This window comes from Streptomyces sp. XY431 (genome assembly GCF_001279805.1).
In the GTDB taxonomy this organism is placed as follows: domain Bacteria; phylum Actinomycetota; class Actinomycetes; order Streptomycetales; family Streptomycetaceae; genus Kitasatospora; species Kitasatospora purpeofusca.
In genome coordinates, this window is sequence record NZ_LGDO01000519.1 from 1 (window position 1) to 20,523 (window position 20,523).

The 20,523-nt window shown below is 73.2% G+C and carries 18 protein-coding genes and 1 pseudogene; 16 read left to right on the plus strand and 3 right to left on the minus strand.

Annotated elements, in window-relative coordinates:
* From ADK60_RS39385 to ADK60_RS39405, 5 genes are all read left to right on the plus strand, one after another.
* Positions 1-4,480 (plus strand): SDR family NAD(P)-dependent oxidoreductase (locus tag ADK60_RS39385; protein WP_053651717.1); only part of this gene is annotated, 4,480 nt, incomplete at its 5' end.
* 17 nt (positions 4,481-4,497) lie between these two features.
* Positions 4,498-5,367 carry a 3-hydroxyacyl-CoA dehydrogenase family protein gene (locus ADK60_RS39390; protein ID WP_045942674.1) on the plus strand — a complete coding sequence of 290 codons (870 nt, stop codon included), beginning with the start codon at positions 4,498-4,500 and terminating at the stop codon, positions 5,365-5,367.
* A gap of 71 nt (positions 5,368-5,438) precedes the next feature.
* Entirely contained in the window at positions 5,439-5,720 is a 282-nt protein-coding gene (locus tag ADK60_RS39395) for an acyl carrier protein (protein WP_045942675.1), read from the plus strand.
* Positions 5,713-6,828, plus strand: a complete 1,116-nt coding sequence (locus ADK60_RS39400) for an acyl-CoA dehydrogenase family protein (protein ID WP_045942676.1) — start codon at positions 5,713-5,715, stop codon at positions 6,826-6,828. Before ADK60_RS39395 ends, ADK60_RS39400 begins: the two co-directional genes overlap by 8 nt.
* A gap of 35 nt (positions 6,829-6,863) precedes the next feature.
* Complete coding sequence (locus tag ADK60_RS39405) at positions 6,864-7,994, plus strand: HAD-IIIC family phosphatase (protein ID WP_053651719.1); 1,131 nt, start codon at positions 6,864-6,866, stop codon at positions 7,992-7,994.
* Between the two features lie 43 nt (positions 7,995-8,037).
* Here ADK60_RS39405 and ADK60_RS39410 read toward each other — a convergent pair whose 3' ends face one another.
* Together ADK60_RS39410 and ADK60_RS39415 are read right to left on the minus strand one after the other, a co-directional pair.
* A complete protein-coding gene (locus ADK60_RS39410) occupies positions 8,038-8,700 on the minus strand; it encodes an O-methyltransferase (protein ID WP_053651721.1) in 663 nt (220 codons plus the stop codon).
* Positions 8,701-8,854: 154 nt separating this feature from the next.
* On the minus strand, positions 8,855-10,795 hold the full coding sequence (locus ADK60_RS39415; protein WP_286185330.1) for an AfsR/SARP family transcriptional regulator: 1,941 nt from the start codon (positions 10,793-10,795) through the stop codon (positions 8,855-8,857).
* A gap of 575 nt (positions 10,796-11,370) precedes the next feature.
* On the opposite strand from ADK60_RS39415, the gene ADK60_RS39420 reads away from it, so the two are divergent.
* From ADK60_RS39420 to ADK60_RS39460, 10 genes and pseudogenes are all read left to right on the plus strand, one after another.
* On the plus strand, positions 11,371-12,132 hold the full coding sequence (locus ADK60_RS39420; protein ID WP_045942680.1) for a thioesterase II family protein: 762 nt from the start codon (positions 11,371-11,373) through the stop codon (positions 12,130-12,132).
* A 32-nt stretch (positions 12,133-12,164) separates the two neighbouring features.
* On the plus strand, positions 12,165-12,545 hold the full coding sequence (locus ADK60_RS39425) for a helix-turn-helix transcriptional regulator (protein ID WP_053651725.1): 381 nt from the start codon (positions 12,165-12,167) through the stop codon (positions 12,543-12,545).
* A 556-nt stretch (positions 12,546-13,101) separates the two neighbouring features.
* A complete protein-coding gene (locus ADK60_RS39430) occupies positions 13,102-14,397 on the plus strand; it encodes a class I SAM-dependent methyltransferase (protein ID WP_053651727.1) in 1,296 nt (431 codons plus the stop codon).
* 101 nt (positions 14,398-14,498) lie between these two features.
* On the plus strand, positions 14,499-15,683 hold the full coding sequence (locus ADK60_RS39435) for a macrolide family glycosyltransferase (protein ID WP_053651728.1): 1,185 nt from the start codon (positions 14,499-14,501) through the stop codon (positions 15,681-15,683).
* Positions 15,684-15,773: 90 nt separating this feature from the next.
* Positions 15,774-15,953: pseudogene (locus ADK60_RS42855) on the plus strand (VOC family protein); the annotation flags it as partial.
* A gap of 5 nt (positions 15,954-15,958) precedes the next feature.
* Positions 15,959-16,489: a chloramphenicol phosphotransferase CPT gene (gene cpt, locus ADK60_RS39440; protein ID WP_079009071.1), complete on the plus strand. Its 531-nt coding sequence runs from the start codon at positions 15,959-15,961 to the stop codon at positions 16,487-16,489.
* A gap of 94 nt (positions 16,490-16,583) precedes the next feature.
* On the plus strand, positions 16,584-17,408 hold the full coding sequence (gene nadE / locus ADK60_RS39445) for an NAD(+) synthase (protein ID WP_053651733.1): 825 nt from the start codon (positions 16,584-16,586) through the stop codon (positions 17,406-17,408).
* A 58-nt stretch (positions 17,409-17,466) separates the two neighbouring features.
* Positions 17,467-18,063, plus strand: a complete 597-nt coding sequence (locus ADK60_RS39450; protein ID WP_053651737.1) for an MMPL family transporter — start codon at positions 17,467-17,469, stop codon at positions 18,061-18,063.
* Positions 18,060-19,220, plus strand: coding sequence for an inorganic phosphate transporter (locus tag ADK60_RS39455; protein ID WP_234371477.1), 1,161 nt, complete (start codon positions 18,060-18,062; stop codon positions 19,218-19,220). Before ADK60_RS39450 ends, ADK60_RS39455 begins: the two co-directional genes overlap by 4 nt.
* The gene (locus tag ADK60_RS39460) at positions 19,217-19,471 is read left to right on the plus strand and encodes a hypothetical protein (RefSeq protein ID WP_053651739.1); all 255 of its coding nucleotides are present in this window, start codon (positions 19,217-19,219) and stop codon (positions 19,469-19,471) included. Before ADK60_RS39455 ends, ADK60_RS39460 begins: the two co-directional genes overlap by 4 nt.
* Before the next feature lie 33 nt (positions 19,472-19,504).
* Here ADK60_RS39460 and ADK60_RS39465 read toward each other — a convergent pair whose 3' ends face one another.
* Entirely contained in the window at positions 19,505-19,969 is a 465-nt protein-coding gene (locus tag ADK60_RS39465) for a hypothetical protein (protein ID WP_053651741.1), read from the minus strand.
* Positions 19,970-20,073: 104 nt separating this feature from the next.
* On the opposite strand from ADK60_RS39465, the gene ADK60_RS39470 reads away from it, so the two are divergent.
* Complete coding sequence (locus ADK60_RS39470; protein WP_053651742.1) at positions 20,074-20,439, plus strand: MerR family transcriptional regulator; 366 nt, start codon at positions 20,074-20,076, stop codon at positions 20,437-20,439.
* Positions 20,440-20,523 lie beyond the last annotated feature (84 nt).

Consider the following 20,523-nt stretch of genomic DNA (forward strand, 5'->3'; position numbering starts at 1 on the left):
GGTGCTGTTGGCGCGGGTGGATGTGGTGCAGCCGGTGCTGTGGGCGGTGATGGTGTCGTTGGCGGAGGTGTGGCGTTCGTTCGGTGTGGTGCCGGACGCCGTGGTCGGCCACTCCCAGGGTGAGATCGCTGCCGCCTGCGTGGCCGGCGGCCTGAGTCTCGACGACGGGGCCCGGGTGGCCGCGCTGCGGTCCCGTGCGGTGGGGGTGCTGGCGGGTCGTGGCGGTATGGCCTCGGTGCCGCTGCCGGTGGACGCGGCGCGGGAGCGGATAGCCCCGTGGGGGGAGCGGCTGTCGGTGGCGGCGGTCAACGGGCCGTCGTCGACCGTGGTGTCGGGCGACGCGGACGCCGTCACGGCACTGGTGGAGCAACTCCTGGAGGAAGGAGTGTGGGCGAGTCGCATCGAAGTCGACTTCGCGTCGCACTCCTCGCAGGTGGAGGAGATCCGCGAGCGGTTGCTCTCGGACCTGGACGGCATCACCCCCCGCTCGGGTTCGGTGCCCTACTACTCCGGCGTGACCGGCGACCTGCTGGACACGAAGGCCCTGGACGCCGAGTACTGGTACCGAAACCTCCGGCAGGGCGTCGAGTTCGAGCGGGCGACCCGCTCGCTCCTCGCGGCCGGGCACCGCGTCTTCATCGAGTCCGGCCCCCAGCCCGCCCTGATGTACGCGATCGAGGACACGGCCGCCGACGCGGGCGCCCCGGAGACGCTGGTGCTCGACACCCTGCGGCGCGGGGCCGGAGGGCTCCGCCGGCTCCAGCTCGCCCTCGCCGAGGCACACGTCCGGGGCCTGCGCGTCGACTGGGAACGGCTGTTCGCGGGAACCGGCGCCCAGCGGGTGGACCTGCCCACCTACGCCTTCCAGCGACGCCGCTACTGGCTCGACGCCCTGTCGGCGGACCACGACCGGGCGGCCGTCGGCCAGTCCGCCGCGGACCACCCGCTGCTCGGCGCCGCGGTCGAACTGCCCGACGACGCGGGCACCCTGTTCACCGGTCGGCTCTCCCCGGCCACCCACCCCTGGCTCGTCGACCACGCCGTGGCCGGCGCCGTCATCCTGCCCGGCGCGGCCCTCGTGGAGCTGGCCGCGCACGTGGGCCGCCGCCTCGGCTGCGCTCTCGTGGAGGAACTGACCCTCGCCGCCCCGCTGCTGCTGCCCGGCGGCGCCGCCGACGACCACGCCGTACAACTGCGGGTACGGGTGGGTGCCGAGGACGGCACGGGGCGGCGTCCGGTGGAGGTCCACTCCCGGCCCGAGGCCACCCCCGGTGCCGCCGACCGGCCCTGGACCCGGCACGCGACCGGCACGGTCGGCCCCCTGGACCCCTCGGCCGACCGGGACGACACGGCCGATCCGGTCGGTACGTGGCCCCCGCCCGACGCCGTCCCGCTGGACGTGGAGGAACTGTACGGGCTGCTCGAAGCACGCGGTGTCGCCTACGGCCCGGCGTTCCGGGGCCTGCGCGCCGCATGGCGCACCCCGGACGCGATCCACGCCGAAGTGGCCCGGCCCGACGGCCTCCCCGGCATCGGAGCGGACGGCTTCGGAGTGCACCCGGCCCTCCTGGACGCCGCCCTCCAGACGACCGGTCTGCGCGAAGGCGCCGCGACCGCGGAGCCCGCCGACGGCGTCCCCCTGCCGTTCTCCTGGCAGCGCGTCGCGATCGAGGCCTCCGACGCGCCGGTCCTGCGCGTCCGGCTGAGCCCCGACGGTCCCGATGCCGTCACCGCGCGGATCACCGATCCCTCGGGGCGCACCGTGGCGACGGTCGGCTCGCTCACCCTGCGCACGGCGTCCACCGCCGCACTGCGGGCGTCCGCCGGCTCCGTCTTCCACGTCGGCTGGACGCCGGTCACCGCCGGGCCCGGCCCACGCCCGGTCACCCGTTGGGGCCTGCTCGGCCCGCGGGACGAGCGGCTGCTGCCGGCCGGCTTCCCCGCCGATCCGCTGTCCGCGACACCCGACGCGCTGCTGATGACCTGCCCCCCGTCCGCCGGCACCGTGACCGGGGACGCGGACCCCGCGGTGGTGCACGCGGTCGCGGCCGAGGTCCTGGACCGTGTTCAGGCCCACCTGGCCGACGACAGCACCGCCCGTACGCCCTTGGTGGTGCTCACCCGAGGGGCGACCGGCCCGCTCGGTGCGCAGCCCCAGCCGGCCGACCTCGGCGCTGCGGCCGTGTGGGGCCTGCTGAGGGCCGCTCAGCTGGAACACCCCGACCGGTTCGTGCTGCTGGACACCGAAGGGCCGGACCCGGACGGTCTCGGCGACGCGCTCGCCGACCTCCTCGCCACGGGCGAGCCGCAGGCGGCCCTGCGCGGCGGCGTCCTGCACGCGCCCCGACTGGTACGGCCGCCGACCACCGCCACCGCGCCCGCGCCCGCCACCGCCACCACGGCCACCGCGATGACGGTCCGGCCGGCCGGCCCGTTCGGATCCTCCGAGGGGACGGTACTGGTGAGCGGCGGCGGCTCCCTCGCGGCCGTCCTGGCGCGCCATCTGGTCGCCGCGCACGGGGTACGCCACCTCCTCGTGCTGAGCCGTCGCGGCGCCGAGGCCCCCGGCATGCCGGAGCTGACGGCGGAGCTGGCCGAGGCCGGAGCCGAACTGACCTCCCTCAGCTGCGATGTGTCCGACCGTCGAGCCCTGGCCGCCGCCCTGGCGGCCGTCCCCGAACGCCATCCCCTGTGCGCGGTGGTCCACACCGCCGGAGTGCTCGACGACGGTCTGCTGGACGGGCTGACGGGGGAGCGGATGACCGCCGTCCTGCAGCCCAAGTTCGACGCCGCCCGCCACCTCGACCGGCTGACGCGCGGAGCGGACCTCTCCGCGTTCGTCGTGTTCTCCTCCGCCGCGGGCGTGCTGGGCAGCCCCGGCCAGGCGTCGTACTCGGCCGCCAACGCCGCGCTCGACGCCCTCGTCGCGGAACGTCGACGGCTCGGACTCCCCGGCCTGTCACTGGCCTGGGGCCCCTGGGAGCGGGTGAGCGGGATGACGGCGGAGCTCGACGGCCCCGACCGGCGGCGCATCGACCGGCGCGGCGCCCGGGGTCTCTCCGACGAGGAGGCCATGGCCCTGCTGGACGCCGTGTGCGCCGCGGACGCCGCCCCGCCGGGGGACGGGAGCCCCGTGGTGCTGGCCCACCTCGACCTCACCGCGCGCGGCGACGACCCGGTGCACCCGATGCTGCGCTCCCTGGTCCGGCGCAGTCCGGTCGTGACGACCGGAGCGCGGAGCACGCCGACCGCCGCCGCAGCGCTGCGGCGCCGGCTGGCTGCCGCCGCCGACGACCAGGAACGCGAACTCGTCCTGCGCGAACTCGTCCTCGCCCAGGCCGCCGAGGTCCTCGGCCACACCGACTCCGGGGCGCTGTCCGCGACGGTGCCCTTCCTCTCCGTCGGGTTCGACTCGTTGACCGCGGTCGAGCTCCGCAACCGGCTGGCCGCCGCCACCGGACTGCGGTTGCGGCCCTCCGCCGTCTTCGACAGCGGCACCCCCGCCGCGCTTGCGGCGCGCCTCGCCACCGAGGCCCGGACGGAGGACACCCCCCGGCCCGGAACGGCACCCGCACCCGGAACCGGCGCACCCGGAGCCGCCGTACCGGGCACCGATGCCGACACCGCCGACGCCGACCCGGTGAGCGTGCTGTTCCGCCGGGCCTGCGTGCTCGGCCGGATCGACGAGGGCATCGCCCTGCTCAAGAACGCCTCCGCCCTGCGCCCGGCCTTCCACGGCGGCGGCGACCTCGCGGCCGCCGGTACCGGCCCGCGGCTGCTGCGACTGAACGAGCGCGCGGACGCCCCCGTGCTCGTCTGCTTCGGCTCCATCGTGGCTCTCGGCGGCGCCCACCAGTACGCCCGCTTCGCCTCCCGGTTCCGGGACCGCTACGCGGTCGCCGCCCTGGACGCCCCCGGATTCACCCCCGAGGAGGAACTGCCCGCCGACATGGCGGCCCTGCTGGACTTCCAGGCGACCACACTGCTCCGGGAACTGCCCGGACGGACGCTCGTCCTGGCCGGCTCCTCCTCCGGCGGCACGCTCGCCCACGGGGTGGCCGCCGAGCTGGAGCGGCGGGGCAAGGGCCCGGCGGCCGTGGTGCTGCTGGACACCTACCTCTCCGACAACCAGGGCATCACCCAGTTCAACGACGTCCTGCTGGGCGGCATGTTCGCCCGCGAGGACCGGGCGGCCCCGATGGACGGGACCAGGCTGACCGCGATGGGCGGCTACTTCCGTCTGCTCGACGACTGGAAACCCCCGGCGGTCAGTGCCCCGCTGCTGCTGGTCCGCGCTTCCACCCCGCTCGGCCGCCCGTCCGCCGAGGCCGGTGACTGGCGCTCGACCTGGGACGGCGCCGACACCGTCGTCGACGTTCCCGGCGACCACTTCTCGATCATGGAACAGCATGTCGCGACCACCGGCGACGCCGTCGCCGACTGGCTCGGCAGCACCCTGCGCACCCCCGACGACCTGTGAAGACGAAGGAGACCCCGTTGACCGCGGCCCCGTACGACGATCCCCCCGCACGACCCGCCCTCACCGTGCTGGGAGCCGGGGTGATGGGCGTCGGAATCACCGTCCTCGCCCTCGGGCACGGCCTGCCGGTCCACCTGGTCGACATCGACCGGGAACGGCTCGACCGGGCCTCGGGCCTGATCGACGGCGAACTCCGGCTGGCCGAGCTGATGGGCGCCCTGCCGGCCGGGACGGCCCTCGGCACCCTGGCCACCGGCACCTCGCTCAAGGCCGCCGCCGGAGCCACCGCCGTCGTGGAGGCGGTCACCGAGAACGCCGCGATCAAGGCCGCGGTGCTGTCCGAGGTCTCGGGGCTGGTCCGGCCCGGAACCCTGCTGATCACCAACACCTCCTCCATCCCCGTCGACGAACTGGCCGGGGCCCTGGAGCGTCCGGAGGAACTGGTCGGCACCCACTTCATGAACCCGCCCTACCTGATCGGCACCGCCGAAGTGGTCCGCGGCGCCAGGACCGGGGACGCCGCGATGGCCGCCGTGGCGGCCCTGCTCACGGCCCTGCGGCGGCGCGCGGTGGTCGTCCGGGACGCACCCGGCTTCGTGACCAGCCGCATCCTGCACCCGATGATCAACGACGCGGCCCGGGTCGTGGAGGAGGGCACGGCGACCGCCGAGGACGTCGACGCCCTGATGCAGGGCTGCCTGGGACACCCCACCGGCCCGCTGCGCACCGCGGACCTGATCGGCATCGACAACCTTGTCGACTCCCTCACCGTCCTCCACGAACGCACCGGCGACGACGGCTGCCGCCCCACCGAACTGCTGCTCCGGCTGGTCCGCGAGGGGCGGCTGGGCCGCAAGTCCGGGCGCGGCTTCTACGACTACGGCTGAGCACCGCGCCCGAGCCGAGCACCGCGCCCGAGCCGAGCACCGCACCCGATCACCCCGACGAGGAGAAGGCCATGACCACAGCGAACACGCCCAACACCCACGACCTGGAGAAGGAGCTGCTGGGATTCCTGGAGACGCGCACCGGAACCGCCTGGGACGCCGACACCGACCTGTTCGACGCCGGCGGCCTGTCGTCCCTGTTCGCCATGCAGGTGGTGGTGCACCTGGAGAAGACCTACGCCATCGCCGTCCGCGGCGCGGACCTTCGGCTGGACAACTTCCGCACCGTCCGGCGGATGGCGGAGCTGGTGGACCGGCTCCGGGTGCCCGCCGCGGGCGGCCGGAATGGGTGAGGACCTGAGCGGTGCCATGACCTCCGTCACCCTGCGGGTCGGCGACCTGGCGGGGGAGTGGGACCGGAGCGGCCTGATCCCTCGGACGCTGCTGCGCGAACTCGGCGCCGAGGGCCGACTGTGCGCCGAAGTCCCGGAGCAGTTCGGCGGCTGGGGGCTCAGCAGCACGCACAGCGGCGCGTACACCGCCCACGTGGGCGGCCTGTGCAGCTCGCTGCGCAGCGTGATGACCTCCCAAGGCATGGCGGCCTGGACCATCCAGCGCCTGGGCACCGCCGAGCAGTCGGCCGCCCACCTCCCCCGGCTGACCGGCGGGGCACTGGCGGCGGTCGGCTTCAGCGAGCCCGGTGCCGGCAGCGACCTCTCGGCGATGACGACGACCGTCCGCCGCGACGGCGACGCGGTCGTCGTCGACGGGCACAAGAAGTGGGTGACCGCAGCCCACTACGCCGACCTGCTGGTCGTCGTCGGCCGCTACGAGGACGGCGCGGTGGCCGTCGTGGTGCCCGCCGACACACCCGGCCTCCGGATCGAGCGGATCGCCGACCCGCTCGGCTGCCGCGCGGCCGGGCACGCCGACATCCACCTCGACGGGGTGCGGTTGCCGGCCGACAGCGTCCTGGGGGGTCACGGGCTGCCACCCGCCCTGCTGGTGACGACCGCGCTGGCCTACGGGCGGATGTCCGTCGCCTGGGGATGCGTGGGCATCTTGCGGGCCTGTCTGGCGGCGGCCACCGCACACGCCGCCGGACGGGAGCAGTTCGGTCGGCCGCTCGCGGAGCACCAGCTCGTCGCCGGACACCTCGCCGACCTCTACACGGCGGAGCAGGTGGCGACGCGGGCCTGCGAGCACGCCAGCCGCTGCTGGGACGACGGGTCGCCGGACCAGGTGGTGGCGACCGTACTGGCCAAGCACGTGAGTGCGACCCAGGCCGCCCGGGGCGCGGCGACGGCCGTCCAGGTACTGGCCTCGGCCGGGTCCCGGGACGGGCACGCGGTGGCCCGGGCGTACCGGGACGCCAAGCTGATGGAGATCATCGAGGGCAGCAACGAGCTGTGCCGGCTGATGCTGGCGCAGCACGCCCTCGCCACCGCGGGGGCACCGTGAGCGGGCCCGCGGCCGAGAGGACGAGGAAGGACGACATGGTCGACACCGTCAAGTGCCTGGTCTGGGACCTGGACGACACCCTCTGGCAGGGCACGCTGCTGGAGGACGGCGAGGTGCACCTGCCGGACGAGGTGCGCAAGGTGGTGATGGAGCTCGACTCCCGGGGCATCCTGCAGTCCGTCGCCAGCCGCAACGACCACGAGCACGCCTGGGCCCGGCTGGAGGCGTTCGGCCTGGCCGAGTACTTCGTCCTGCCGGAGATCGGGTGGGGCGCCAAGTCCGAGTCGGTGCGCCGGATCGCCGACCGGCTGAACTTCGCGCTCACGACCGTCGCCTTCGTCGACGACCGGCCTGCCGAGCGCGCCGAGGTGGCCTTCCACCTTCCCGAGGTCCGTTGCTACCCGGCCGAGGAGGTCCTCGCCCTCCCCGGACTCGCCGAGTTCACCCCCGCGACCAGCACCGTCGACTCCCGGCGGCGCCGCCAGATGTACCAGGCGGGCTTCCGCCGCGAGGCGGAGCGGGCGGCCGCCCCCGGCCCCGACGAGGAGTTCCTGCGCTCCCTGGACCTGCGGATGCGCATCGGCCGGGCCACCGGCGAGGAGCTGTCCCGGGTCGAGGAACTCACTCTGCGCACCAGCCAGATGAACGCGACCGGGGTCCACTATCCGGACGCGGTGCTGCGGGGCCTGATCACCGACCCCCGGCACGAGGTCCTGGTGGTCACCCTCACCGACCGGTTCGGCCCGCACGGCGCGGTCGGCGTCCTGCTGCTGGAACGGCACCCGGGCCTGTGGCACCTCAAGCTGCTCGCCACCTCCTGCCGGGTCGTCGCCTACGGTGCCGGCGCGACCCTGCTGAACTGGCTGGCCGACTCCGCCGCCCGGTCCGGAGTCCACCTGGTCGCCGACTTCCGGGAGACCGAACGCAACCGGATGATGGAGATCGCCTACCGGTTCGCGGGCTTCGAGGGCCTGGACGAAGCCCCGTGCCCGTGTTCCGCGATCCTCGCACCGGCTCCGGAGGACACCGGACTCCAGCGCCTGCACCTGGTCCCCGGCCCGCGCGTGGTGTCCACCGTCGTCACCGTGGACGCAGTCGACCTGGGCGTGCCGGACCTTGGCGTGCCGGACCTGGGCGTGCCGGAAAGGAGCCCGGGAAGGTCGTGACCGCCGCGGCGGTCCGGCGCTCCCGGGCTCCGGCCCGCCGCCCTCAGCGCTTGCGGACGAGCGTGATCCCGTCGGCCATCACCAGCAGCGACAGCTCCACCCGGGGGTCCTGGTGCAGCAGCCGGTTCAGGGCCCGGACCCCGGCGGTGTCCGGGTCCGTCGCGGCCGGATCGGCGACCCGGCCGAAGAAGAGGGTGTTGTCGACCACGATCAGACCGCCGGAGCGCAGCAGGGCCAGCGAACTCTCGTAGTAGGAGACGTAGTTGGCCTTGTCCGCGTCGATGAACACCAGGTCGAAGCTCTCCGGACCACGCTCGGCCAGCAGCGCGTCCAGGGTGGCGGAGGCGTCGCCGATCCGCAGGTCGATCCGGGAGTCGACCCCGTCCCGCTTCCAGAAGTCGGCCCCGATGGCCGGCCACCGGTCCTCGATGTCGCAGGACACCAGCACTCCGTCGGCCGGGAGTGCGCGGGCCATGCACAGGGTGCTGTAGCCGGTGAAGGTGCCGATCTCCAGCACCGCCCGTGCGCCCGTCAACCCGACCAACAGGGACAGCAGTTGGCCTTCCTCCGCCATCACCTGCATGGCGGTCCCGCCAGGCAGGTCCGCGGTGGTCTCCCGCAGCTCCCTCAGCAGGTCGTCGTCGCGGAGGGAGACCTCCCGGACGTAGGCGAGCAGGTCATCGGTGGCTGTCGTCTGGTCGGCCATGGCGAGGGGGTCCTCTCGAAGGGGATCGGGGCGAAGCGGATGGGGGCGGAAGGAATCGGCGCGAAGGCGGTCGGTGCGAAGGCGGTTCGTGGGAAGGCGGTCGGGCGAAGGGGGGCCGGGCCCCCGGACGCCGGTCGCCGGGCCGTCGGCAGGGTCACCCGGCGCGCCTGTACGGGTGGTCGTGCCGGCCCACGGCGGCCGCCTGCGCCTGCTCGACGGCGTACGCCTGCAGCAGCGCGTCCAGCCGGTAGCGCCCCTCCGTCGGCGCACCCAGCAGATTCGCCTCGACCAGGGCGTCCAGCGCCTCCTCGGCCTGTGCCTCGGGGCAGCCGAGCATCACCGCGACCCTGCTGCTGGAGACCGAACACGCTCCGGCGGCCCCCAGCGCGGTGAACACCTCGGCCGGGTCGACCGCCGCCGGGCCGGCCTCGGCCGGAGTCGTCTGCCGGAGCCCGGCGTGGTCGGCGTCGAGGGAGGGCCGGACACCGAGGTCGCCCGCGAACAGTTCGTCCAGCAGCCGCGGGGCCTCGGTGAGCCGGCGGGCGAAGTGCCCGATGCTCCAGTGCGGGCGCTCCAGCAGCCGGGTCCCCGTGATCCGGATCGCCAGCGGCAGGCCCGCGCAGACCGTCAGCACCGAACGGGCCGCCCGCGGTTCGGCGCCGATCCTGGCCGGGCCGACGATGTTGCCCAGCAGTTCCAGCGATCCGGCGTCGTCCAGCGGGTCGAGCAGAAGGGTGCGCGCCCCCTCCAGGTCGGCCAGCCGCCGTCGGCTGGTCACCAGCAGCCTGCTGCCCCCGCTGCCGGGTATCAGCGGCCGTACCTGCGCGGTGCTGGAGGCGTTGTCGAGGACCACCAGCAGCCGGCGGCCCGCGGTGAGCGAGCGGTAGAGGCTCTCCCGTTCCGACTCCTCCTCGGGTATCTCGTCCCGGGGCACACCGAGGTCCGCCAGGAACCGCGGCAGCACCGCCCGGGCGGTCAGCGGCCGCGCGGCTCCGCCGAGGTCCGCGTAGAGCTGGCCGTGCACCGCGGAGGCGCGCACGGCGTGCGCCGCGTGCAGGGCCAGCGCGCTCTTGCCGACACCGCCCCGGCCGGTCACCACCGCCGTCGCCACCATGCCCGCCGGCATCGTGCCGGTCGTGAGGAAGTGCTGCAGTCGCGCGAGCGCACCGGAGCGGGCCGACAGCGGGAGCGGGACCGAGGGGAGCTGCGCCGGACTCGGCCAGCAGGACCTCTCCCAGGCGGCGGGCGGCACCGTCGCGACGGCCGCCTCCGGGGCCGTCGAGGGCTGCTTCAGCGGGTCCGGCGTACGGGGCCGGTCGTGGGCCGAGAGGATGCTCCGGTGGACCGCGCGCAGCTCGGCGCCCGGCTCGGCGCCGAGTTGCTCGACGAGCAGCACCCGGGTGCGCCGGTAGAGGTCCAGGGCCTCCGACTGCCGTCCCGAGCGGAACAGTGCCAGCATCAGTTTGCCCACCAGGGCTTCCCGCAAGGGGTGCTTGCGCACCAGCCGCGTCAGCTCCGGCACGACCTCGGCGTGCCGCAGCAGCGCCAGCTCCGCGTCGAACCGCAGCTCCGTGGTCTGCAGGCGGAGCTCCTGGAGGTAGCGGCCCTCCACGTCGCGCAGTCGCCGTGACGGGATGTCGACCAGCGGTTCCTCGCGCCACAGGGCGAGCGCCTCGGCCAGCTCGGCGGAGGAGCCCTCCAGGTCTCCGCGCTCGGCCAGCTCCGCGGCGCGCCGGCGGTGGGCCGTGAACTGTCCGAGATCGCTCTCGTGCTCGCCGAGTTCGAGGAGGTAGCCGGGCGCCCGGGTGAGGATCCGGGCGGAGGCGTGCTCGCCCAGCGACTGCCGCAGGCGCATCACATAGGTGCGGACGGTCGCGGCGGCACTCGGCGGCGGGGCGTTGTCCCAGACGTACTCGGCGATCCGGTCCACCGAGATCACCCGGTTGGCGTTGAGCAGGAGCGCCGCCATGACCACGCGCTGCCTCGGCGCCGACACATGCACCTCACGTGCGTTCAACCGGACCGAAAGCGGGCCCAGCAACAGGAAGTTCAAGAGAGTCCTCTTCGTCGCACGACCGGTGGGCAAGACTGCCACCAGCGTCTTGGGTGGCCTGGTGCGGGTCAACGCGGTCCTGTCGTATCTAGATGTATTCCTAGAGCACAGGTCTTGCGCTCATGCCGGGTTTACGCTGCGCGGCACCGTCACGGCAGTCGGGACAGGCCGGCGCCCGGCGCCGCCGCTCACCGGACGGGGAGCCTGGCGCAGCACCCGATCGGGCTTGCCCCACTGTTCCACCGGGTACCCGTGCCCGTGCCCGTGCTCGCCGCGCAGCCGCACCGGGTCGGACGAACGGGTCCACGGCGCGTGGCTGCCGGCACCCGCCTCCACAGGATTGCTCCGCGCCACAACGTTCCCACCATTCGCTGGCGAAACAGCCGGAATCGAACCGGACATGAGCGGTCGGGTACGGTCCGATGCGTACTTGCTGATATTCCGATGGACATGGCAGGCTGTCATATGCCGCGCTCGTGACTCGCCGAGCGCCGTCGATCGGAGATTCCCGTATCAGCACGTACCAGTCGGCCGCCGTTGCCGAGGGTGCCCCACGTGGTCACCACACCCCGCCCGCAGGCACCGCGCGGATTTCTCGAAAGGAATGAAAGGCCGACATGACCTCCCTCTCCTTGGGCAGCGACCTGTGGTGCCGCCGCTTCCATCCCTCGCCGACAGCCACGCGCCGACTGGTCTGCTTTCCGCACGCCGGCGGCTCGGCGAGTTTCTACTTCCCGGTGTCCGCCGCGCTGTGCGGCCCGGTCGACCTCCTGGCCGTGCAGTACCCCGGCAGGCAGGACCGCCGGGAGGAACCCGGTGTCCAGGACCTGCACCGCATGGCCGACGAAGTGACCGAAGCGCTGCGCCGCTGGGACGACCTCCCCCTGACTCTCTTCGGGCACAGCATGGGCGCGCTGGTCGCCTTCGAGGTGGCGCGGCGGATCGAGCGCGCGGGCGGTCGGATCGACCACCTCTTCGTCTCCGGTCGGAAGGGGCCGTCCGCGGACGGGCCCGAGCTCGCCCACCCGCTCGACGACGAGGGCATCGTGGCCGAGGTCAGAGCGATGAGCGGCACCGACGCCCGGCTCCTGGAGGACGAGGAGTTGCTGGGGATGGTGCTGCCCGCGCTGCGCGGCGACTACCGGGCTCTGGGGGCCTACCGGGCCGACCGCGACGCCGCGGTCGACTGCCCGGTCACCGCCGTGGTCGGGGACCAGGACCGCTGGACCCCGGTCCCCGAGGCCAGGCGCTGGTGCGACCGCACGACGGCGGCGTTCGACCTCAGGGTCTTCCCCGGCGGGCACTTCTACCTCAGCGACCGGGCGGACGAGGTGACCAACATGCTCCGCGAGCACCTCGCCGGCACGCTTCGGACCTGAGACCACGGACGACAGGAAAGGAAGACCGAGGAGTGACACCGGCAGCGACCTCCGAGGAGATCAAGCCCGCGCCGCGGCAGCCGCGGTCCGAGCCCGCCGCCGACGCCCGTCCGACGGGCGGGCACCTTGCCGGCGGCGCGGACGTCCGGCGGCTGACCGCCGTGGACGTCCGCATTCTGGAAGGCGTCGCGATCGGCACCTCGACCGCACGGCTGGCGGCGTCGCTCTATCTGAGTCGGCAGGGCATCGAGTACCGCATCGGGCTGATGATGCGCCATTTCCAGGCCGCGAACCGGCCGGCTCTGGTCTCCCGGGCGCACTCCCTCGGTGTGCTGAGCGTCGGAGCGTGGCCACCCCGCGTTCTACCGGAATTCCATGAGGACGAGAAGAAGGCGGGGCGCACTGTTCCCTGAACTTCCCCGTGGGCCCGCCCGGGCGGACCGGCCGAAATCAAATCATTTCCGAGGGCGGACAATGCATGCCGATGGTACGCTATCGGCCATTTTTCCAGACCCGGATAGCGTATCGATATCGCGTCACGAGACAGTTCCCGAAGCTCTGGTCGGACGCCGTATTCTGCGTACTGTGCTGTCGTGCCCACTTCTGCCGCACCACGCACGGTCCGCACCACCACCTCTTCCGCCACGCCGGGTCACGGGAGCTGTCAGGAGTTCGGGGTACCTGTTCCGGCGGCGGCGTCGGGGCCGAGCCCCACGGCCTGGAGCTGTACCGGACCTCCCGGTCCGTGCAGGGGTGGTTCGAACAAGTCTCCGTGCAACCTGGTCCGATGGTCGGTCGGAGGTCCTGACCACCGCCTACGGCCTCGGCATCGACCGCTCCGGCGCCCCGGCCTGTTGTGACCGCCGCCACTTGCGCCGACTCCGGCGATGACCGACGGCGTCACCCCGGCCTGGAAGAAGCCCTGATCCGTTCCCCGTCCTCTCGATTCCCTCGTGGAAAGGCTCACGCATGACCGCCCTCACCGGACAGCACGAGAACGGACAGTACGAGAACGGCCCGTCGGACCACGGCGCGGACCCGCACGAGACCGGCCTGCGCCGGATCCGCGCCCTTGTCCTGGCGGCGGACGGGCCCGAGGAGCAGCTTGCAGCGGTGATCAGGTCGGCGGGCGCCGAGCAGACGGCCGCCGACCTGGTGGACGAACTGGTCGGCCGGGCCGACCTGAGCGAGCAACTCGCCGCCGCCGCGGCGGTGGTGGTGCAGTTCGAGCTCGCCTTCGACGGCCAGGTGCTCCGGCGCCACCTGCTGGCCGGCCCCAAGGCCGAGCACCGCACCGGGCCGGCCGACGAGCCCAGCGCCACCGTCGAGCTGGACCTGCTCGACCTGGCCCGCGCCGTCTTCGGCGCCCGGCACACCGCAGGCAACCGCACGCCCAGGATCACCTGGCACGGCATCGAGGACCCGGCTCGGCTGATGCCCGCACTGGCGGCCTTCCCGGTCGTCCAGCAACTGCTCCGCGGCTTGGTGGAGCAGCCGCTCGACCTGGCCGAGTTGTCGCTGCGCCACGGGTCGGACAAGTGGGGGCTGCACTACTACACCGAGCACTACGCCCGGCATTTCGCCCCGCTGCGGGACCGGCCGCTCACCGTCCTGGAGCTGGGGATCGGCGGTTACGCCGATCCGGCGGCGGGCGGTGGCTCGCTGCGGATGTGGAAGCGCTTCTTCCGGCGGGGTCTCGTCTACGGGGTCGACGTCTACGACAAGACGGCGCTGCGCGAGCAGCGGATCCACACCGTCCAGGGCGACCAGGCGGACCCGGCCTTCCTCACCGCGCTGGCCGAGCGGATCGGGCCGATCGACATCGTCATCGACGACGGCAGCCACTACTGCCCGGACGTCATCGCCGCCTTCGGCGCGCTCTTCCCACACGTGGTTCCGGGCGGGCTCTATGTGATCGAGGACCTGCAGACCTCGTACTGGCCGGGCTACGGCGGCAGTTCGGAGCGGCTCGGCGACCCGACCACCAGCATGGGATTCCTCAAGCAGCTGCTCGACGGCCTCAACCACGAGGAGCACGAGCCGCCGACCGCGCACCGCCCGAGCGGGACCGACCGGACGCTGGCCGGCGCGCACTTCTACCACAACCTGGCGATCCTCGACAAAGGCCGCAACGAGGAGGGCACCGTCCCCGCCTGGATCCCGCGCCGGCAGCTGAGCGCCGAGGAGATCGCGGGCGCCCAGTGGGTCGCCGAGCAGCAGTCCGCGCAGCAGTCCGAGGCCGACCCGGGCCAGGACCCCAGTTGAGCCGCGCGGCCTGCCGCGCTCCTTCCCCCTTCCCGCATCGCGCTTCCCTCTTCCTTCTTCCTTCTTCCTTCTTCCCTCCTCCCGACACCGACGGAGTAGCAGTGAGCCACATCCTGATGGTCAACATCCCGGCCCACGGCCATGTCTTCCCCACTCTGGCGGTCGTCGGTGAACTGGTACGCCGCGGGCACCGGGTCACCTACGCGGCCGTCGACGAGTTCGCCCAGGCCCTGGCCGAGGTCGGCGCCGAACACCTGCGCTACGACTCCACCCAGCCGCTGGACAGCGTGGGCGGTCCCGAGAACGGGCGCACACCGCTGATCTTCCTGGACGAGAACATCGCCGTCCTGCGCGCGGTCCAGGAATGGTTCGGCGACGCCAGGCCCGACGCGGTGGTCTACGACGCCGTGGCCTTCCAGTCCGGCCGGGTGCTGGCCCACACCTGGGGGATCCCGGCCGTCCAGTCGACGCCGTTCTTCGCCTCCAACGACACCTACTCCTTCGTGCAGCAGATGATGGAGGCGGACGGCGCAGTCCCGCTCACCGAGGAGGTGATGGTCGAATTCGGCGTCCGGATGGCCGAGTTGCTGGCCTCGTACGACGTCGAGGAGCCGGTGCACGAGTTCATGATGCGCACCGAGAGCCTCAACCTCGTCCACGTGCCGCGGTTCTTCCAGCCGTACGGCGAGAGCTTCGACGAGCGCTTCGCCTTCGTCGGGCCCTGCCTCGCGGACCGCTCCTTCCTGGGGGAGTGGCAGCCCCCGGCGAGCGGCCTGCCGGTGGCGCTGGTCTCGATGGGGACCGTGCACAACAAGCATCCGGAGTTCTTCCGACTGTGCGTGGACGCCTTCGCCGAGCTGCCCTGGCACGCCGTCATCTCGGTCGGCGGGGGGATGGACCCGGCCGACCTCGGTCTGCTGCCGGACAACGTCGAGGTCCACCGCTGGGTCTCGCACTTGGCGGTGCTCCGTCACGCCCGGTTGATGATCACCCACGGCGGCATGGGCGGCGTGCTGGAGTCCCTGGACGCCGGCTGCCCGATACTCGGAGTGCCGTCCTGGCCGGACGTCGCGGCCAACACCGCGCGGGTGGCCGAGCTGGGCCTCGGTCAGGTACTGCTGCCGGCGGAGGCCGATGTGAGCCTGCTGAGGGCCGCGATCACCGAGGTGGCCGCCGATGCGGCCGTGCGGGAGCGGGGAACCGAGGCGCAGCGGCTCATCCGGGAAGCGGGCGGTGCCACCCGCGCCGCCGACGAGATCGAGGCCTACCTGAAGCGCACGGCCTGACCACACCACAGGGCCTCCCCGACGAGAGGCGGAACGACCAACGGCCGCCCAGGGGACCCGGTGGGCGGTGCGTGCCGCCATGGCGGGCCGATGTCATCGATCAAGCAATTCCAGGTCACCTTCGACTGTGCGGAACCCGAGCGCCTCGCCCGCTTCTGGTGCGAGGCGCTCGGGTGCGTCGTGCCGCCGCCACCGGAGGGGTTCGCCACGTGGGAGGATTCGCCCGCCAGGAGTCCAAGCCCGCCGGGCCGCGCTCCCGCCGTAGGCTGCGCCCTGTGCGTACACAGGTGATCGTCCTCAACGGGGGCTCCAGCTCCGGCAAGACCACTCTCGCCCGGGCCCTCCAGAACCTCCTGCCCGGCCCCTGGCTCGCCTTCGGCGTCGACACCCTCGTCGACGCCCTGCCCGCCCGGCTGCGCGACGGTGCCGAAGGTATCGCCGTCGACACCGAAACCGTCACCGTCGGTGACGATTTCCGGTTGCTCGACACCGCCTGGGCCCACGGCATCGCCGCCATGGCCCGTGCCGGTGCCCGCGTCGTCGTCGACGACGTCTTCCTCGGCGGCCCGGCCTCCCAGCAGCGCTGGCGCGACGCCCTGGACGGCCTGGACGTGCTCTGGGTCGGCGTCCACTGCGCCCCGGAGACCGCCGCCGCCCGCGAGGCCGCCCGCGGCGACCGCGCGGTGGGCATGGCGGTCGCCCAGGCGGTCGCCGTCCACCACGGCATCAGCTACGACCTGACGGTCGACACCGGCACGCACCCGACCGCCCGGTGCGCGGCACTGGTGGCAGCCCGGGTGGAGTGAGCGTCGGGGGCGGCCGTGGGCGGTCTGCGGGCTCCTCTAGAGTTGGGGGCCGGTCCGGTGAATGGGGGCCGGTGGGTCTAGTGAGGAGCAGGTCGTGAGCGACGTGGCGGCTGTGCAGCGGGAGATCGCGCGGGAACTCCAGGTGGAGTCGGAGTTCGACGCGGAGGTGGAGATCGAGCGGCGGGTGGCGTTCCTGGCGGAGCGGCTGACCTCGACCGGGCTGCGGTCGCTGGTACTGGGGATCAGCGGTGGCGTGGACTCGACGACGGCCGGCCGGCTGTGCCAGCTGGCGGTGGAGCGGGTGCGGGCCGCCGGGCACGAGGCGACGTTCTACGCGATGCGCCTGCCGTACGGCACGCAGGCGGACGAGGCGGACGCCCAGCTCGCGCTGGAGTTCATCCGCGCGGACCAGGTGCTCACGGTCGACGTGAAGGCGGCGAGCGACGCGGCGCTGGCCGCGGTGCGGGCGGGCGGGACGCAGTTCCGGGACGCGCACCACGAGGACTTCGTGCAGGGCAACATCAAGGCCCGGCAGCGGATGGTCGCGCAGTACGCGGTGGCCGGCGCGTACGACGGCCTGGTGGTGGGCACCGACCACGCGGCGGAGGCGGTGTCGGGCTTCTTCACCAAGTTCGGCGACGGCGCGGCGGACGTGGTGCCGCTGACCGGGCTGACCAAGCGCCGGGTGCGCGCCGTGTCGGAGGCGCTGGGCGCGCCGGCCGCGCTGATCTGGAAGACGCCGACCGCCGACCTGGAGACGCTGAAGCCGGGGCTGCCGGACGAGGATGCGCTCGGCGTGACCTACGACGACATCGACGACTTCCTGGAGGGCAAGCCGGTGGCGGAGGACGCGTTCGCCGCGATCGTCCGCCGGTACCGGCTCACCGAGCACAAGCGGCAGCTGCCGATCGCGCCCTGACGGCTCAGCCAGTCGGGCGGAGGGTGGCCCGGAGGGCGGCGAGGATCTGCACGACCTGTTGGGCTTCACCCCGATCGGCGCGATCGACGCCGACTTCCCGGTGCTGATCGTGGCGATCGCCTTCGGTCTGGCGATGGACTACGAGGTGTTCCTGCTCTCCCGGATCAAGGAGAGCTACGACCGCACCGGCGATCCGGGCGAGTCCGTCGCGCTCGGCCTGCAACGGACCGGGAGGATCATTTCCAGTGCCGCTCTCCTGATGGCGGTCGTGGTCGGCGACTTCCTGGTCTCGTCCATCGCCTTCCTGCAGATGATCGGCGTCGGCCTGGTGATCGCCGTCGTGGTGGACGCGACCCTGGTCCGGGCGGTGCTCGTTCCGGCGACGATGAAGCTGCTGGGACACCGGGCCTGGTGGGCGCCGGCCGCACTGCGGCGGATCCGGCAGCGGATCGGTCTCCCGCCCACCGGGAGCGGTGCTCGGCCCGCTGCGGGACCGGGGCCCGCCGTCTGGGGGAAGTCCGCGATTCCTGAGGACCGGCGGCCCGGATCCGGCCCGCGGTGTTGGGCCGATCGGATGGCGGGCCCCCGCTGTGCGGTGCGCCGGGCCGTCGCGGGCCCGCCCGGCGCGGCGTGCGGGCTAGGTTCGGGTGCGTGACCGGAAACGACGCGGTCCTGGCGTTGATGGTGATCACGGCGCTGGGCTTCGACTTCACCAACGGCTTCCACGACACCGGCAACGCGATGGCGACCTCGATCGTCACCGGGGCCCTCCGGCCGCGGGTCGCGGTTGCGGTCTCGGCGGTGCTGAACCTGCTCGGCGCGTTCCTGTCGACGGCGGTGGCGGCGACCATCGCCAACGGCCTGGTGGCCGGCGGGGCGGTGACCCTGACCGTGGTCTGCGCCGGTCTGACCGGCAGCATCCTGTGGAACCTGGCTACCTGGTACCTCGGGATCCCCTCCAGCTCCTCGCACGCGCTGATCGGCGGGGTGATCGGGGCGACGGTGGCGGCGGCCGGCTTCTCGGCCGTCAAGTGGCAGGGCCTGGTCTCCAAGGTGATCGTGCCGGCCGCGCTGTCGCCGTTCGTCGCCGGCGGGGTGGCCGTGGTCGGCACCCTGCTGGTCCGCCGCATCACCCGGGACGTGTCCGAACGCCCGCGCGAGCACGGGTTCCGGCTGGGCCAGATCGGCTCGGCCTCCATGGTGTCGCTGGCCCACGGCACCAACGACGCGCAGAAGACCATGGGCGTCATCACCCTCGCCCTGATCGCCAACGGCACCCTGTCGCCCGGGGCGAAGGCCCCGGACTGGGTGATCCTCTCCTGCGCGCTGGCGATCGCCCTGGGCACCTACGCCGGCGGCTGGCGGGTGATCCGCGCCCTGGGCAAGGGCCTGGTGGAGATCGCACCGGCCCAGGGGATGGCCGCCGAGTCGGCCTCGGCCGCCGTGATCCTCTGCTCCACCGACTTCGGCTACTCGCTCTCCACCACGCACGTGGCCACCGGATCGATCCTGGGCTCGGGGGTCGGGTGGAAGGGCGCCGAGGTGCGCTGGCAGCTCGCCCGCCGGATGGTGACGGCCTGGTTGTTCACCCTGCCGGCCGCCGCGCTGGTCGGCGCGGCGGCCTACTGGACCGCGAACGGGATCGGCGGGACGGCCGGCGTGGTGGTGGTGTTCGTGGTGCTGGTGGTGGCGTCGATCGGCTTCTTCGTCGCCTCCCGCTACCCGGCCGTGACGCCGGAGAACGTCAACGCCGCGTGGACCGGCTCGGTGGTCCCGGAGCCCGTCAAGGCCAAGGACGAGGTGGGCTCGTGAACTCCTGGATCAACCTGGACGCGCTGTGGAGGATCGCCGTGGTGGGGATGCTCACCGGCGCCGGCCTGCCCGCGATGTTCGCCCTCGCCCTGCGCCTGCTCAACCCGTCCGTCCCGTCCGTCCCGTCCGGTGAACCGGCGGCCGACCGCCCCACCGCCGGGCCGGTGGGCTACGCCCTGGCCGGACTGCTCCTCGCCGTGGTGCTCGCGTCGATCGGCTGGGGCATCTCCGTCATCGTCAACCACCGCTGACCGTCCGCCGCCCGGGCCGGAGAGCCGGCGTGGTTACGCCGAGGTCGGGCTGAGTGCTTCGGTCGGCCGCCGAGCCGGGTCGGCCTGTCCGTTCGGCCGCCACGGCACGAGCTGGACGATGCCCCACGCCACCTCGACGACGAGGAAGAGCCACAGGATCCGCGGGGCGCCGTGGGCCAGCGCGTACGCCATCCACGACGAGAACAGGACGCGCGCTATGCCGTCGAGCAGTCCGTGCAGCCGCAGCGGCCGCAGGATGCGCAGGGCGGCCCAGACGATCACGACCGAACCCATCAGGTTGGCGGTCAGGGTCTGCCACGGGTCGAGTTCGGGCAGGACGCCCCATCCGAGGCTGTCGCCCAGTGCGGAGAGCGCGTTGTGGACCAGCGTGTAGGTCCACGGTGTCGCGAATCCCGCGGTGACGGCGAGGTCGTACCAGGCGCTCGCGCGTACGACGTTGAGATAGGAGGGACGTGCGGAGGTGCGGGGACGGCTCATGAGGGGGGCTCCGGCTGGGTCGGGATCGGGGTCGATGGAGCCCCACGCTAAACAGTGGAGTACGGTCCAAGGTCAAGTCCACCGTCCGAAGGGGGCACTGGGGCATGCGCATCGGAGAGCTGGCCGCGGAGACGGGGCTGACCAGGGACACGATCCGGTTCTACGAGAAGGTCGGCCTCCTCGCGTCCCGGCGCACGGCCAACGGCTACCGCGACTTCCCGCCCGAGGCGGTGGCTTGGCTGCACTACGTCCGCACCGCGCAGACCCTCGGATTCTCCTTGGCGGAGATCGCGCTCAACGGCGAGGAACTGCGCGGGGCACCGGACACCGCGCTGGCGCTGACCGCGCTGTTCGAGGAGAAGATCCGGGTCGTCGACGCGCGCATGGCCGAACTCGCCGCCCTGCGCGCCGAACTCGCCGCACGTGTCGGTACCGGCTGCCCGTTGGTGGCGGCCGGCCGACCCGGCTGAGGGCGGGGCCGGGAGCGCGAGGGGTCCGACTGCTGACCGAGGCCGTCGACGAGGCCACCGCGCACCGACCTCCTCGCCCGCACT

What these genes read in the sequence shown, in the direction of transcription:
- ADK60_RS39420 (WP_045942680.1), top strand. Translation starts at nt 11,371, where the DNA reads ATGACCTCCCTCTCCTTGGGCAGCGACCTGTGGTGCCGCCGCTTCCAT.
- ADK60_RS39410 (WP_053651721.1), bottom strand. Translation starts at nt 8,700, where the DNA reads ATGGCCGACCAGACGACAGCCACCGATGACCTGCTCGCCTACGTCCGG.
- ADK60_RS39465 (WP_053651741.1), bottom strand. Translation starts at nt 19,969, where the DNA reads ATGAGCCGTCCCCGCACCTCCGCACGTCCCTCCTATCTCAACGTCGTA.
- ADK60_RS39405 (WP_053651719.1), top strand. Translation starts at nt 6,864, where the DNA reads ATGGTCGACACCGTCAAGTGCCTGGTCTGGGACCTGGACGACACCCTC.
- ADK60_RS39395 (WP_045942675.1), top strand. Translation starts at nt 5,439, where the DNA reads ATGACCACAGCGAACACGCCCAACACCCACGACCTGGAGAAGGAGCTG.
- ADK60_RS39470 (WP_053651742.1), top strand. Translation starts at nt 20,074, where the DNA reads ATGCGCATCGGAGAGCTGGCCGCGGAGACGGGGCTGACCAGGGACACG.
- ADK60_RS39400 (WP_045942676.1), top strand. Translation starts at nt 5,713, where the DNA reads ATGGGTGAGGACCTGAGCGGTGCCATGACCTCCGTCACCCTGCGGGTC.
- ADK60_RS39430 (WP_053651727.1), top strand. Translation starts at nt 13,102, where the DNA reads ATGACCGCCCTCACCGGACAGCACGAGAACGGACAGTACGAGAACGGC.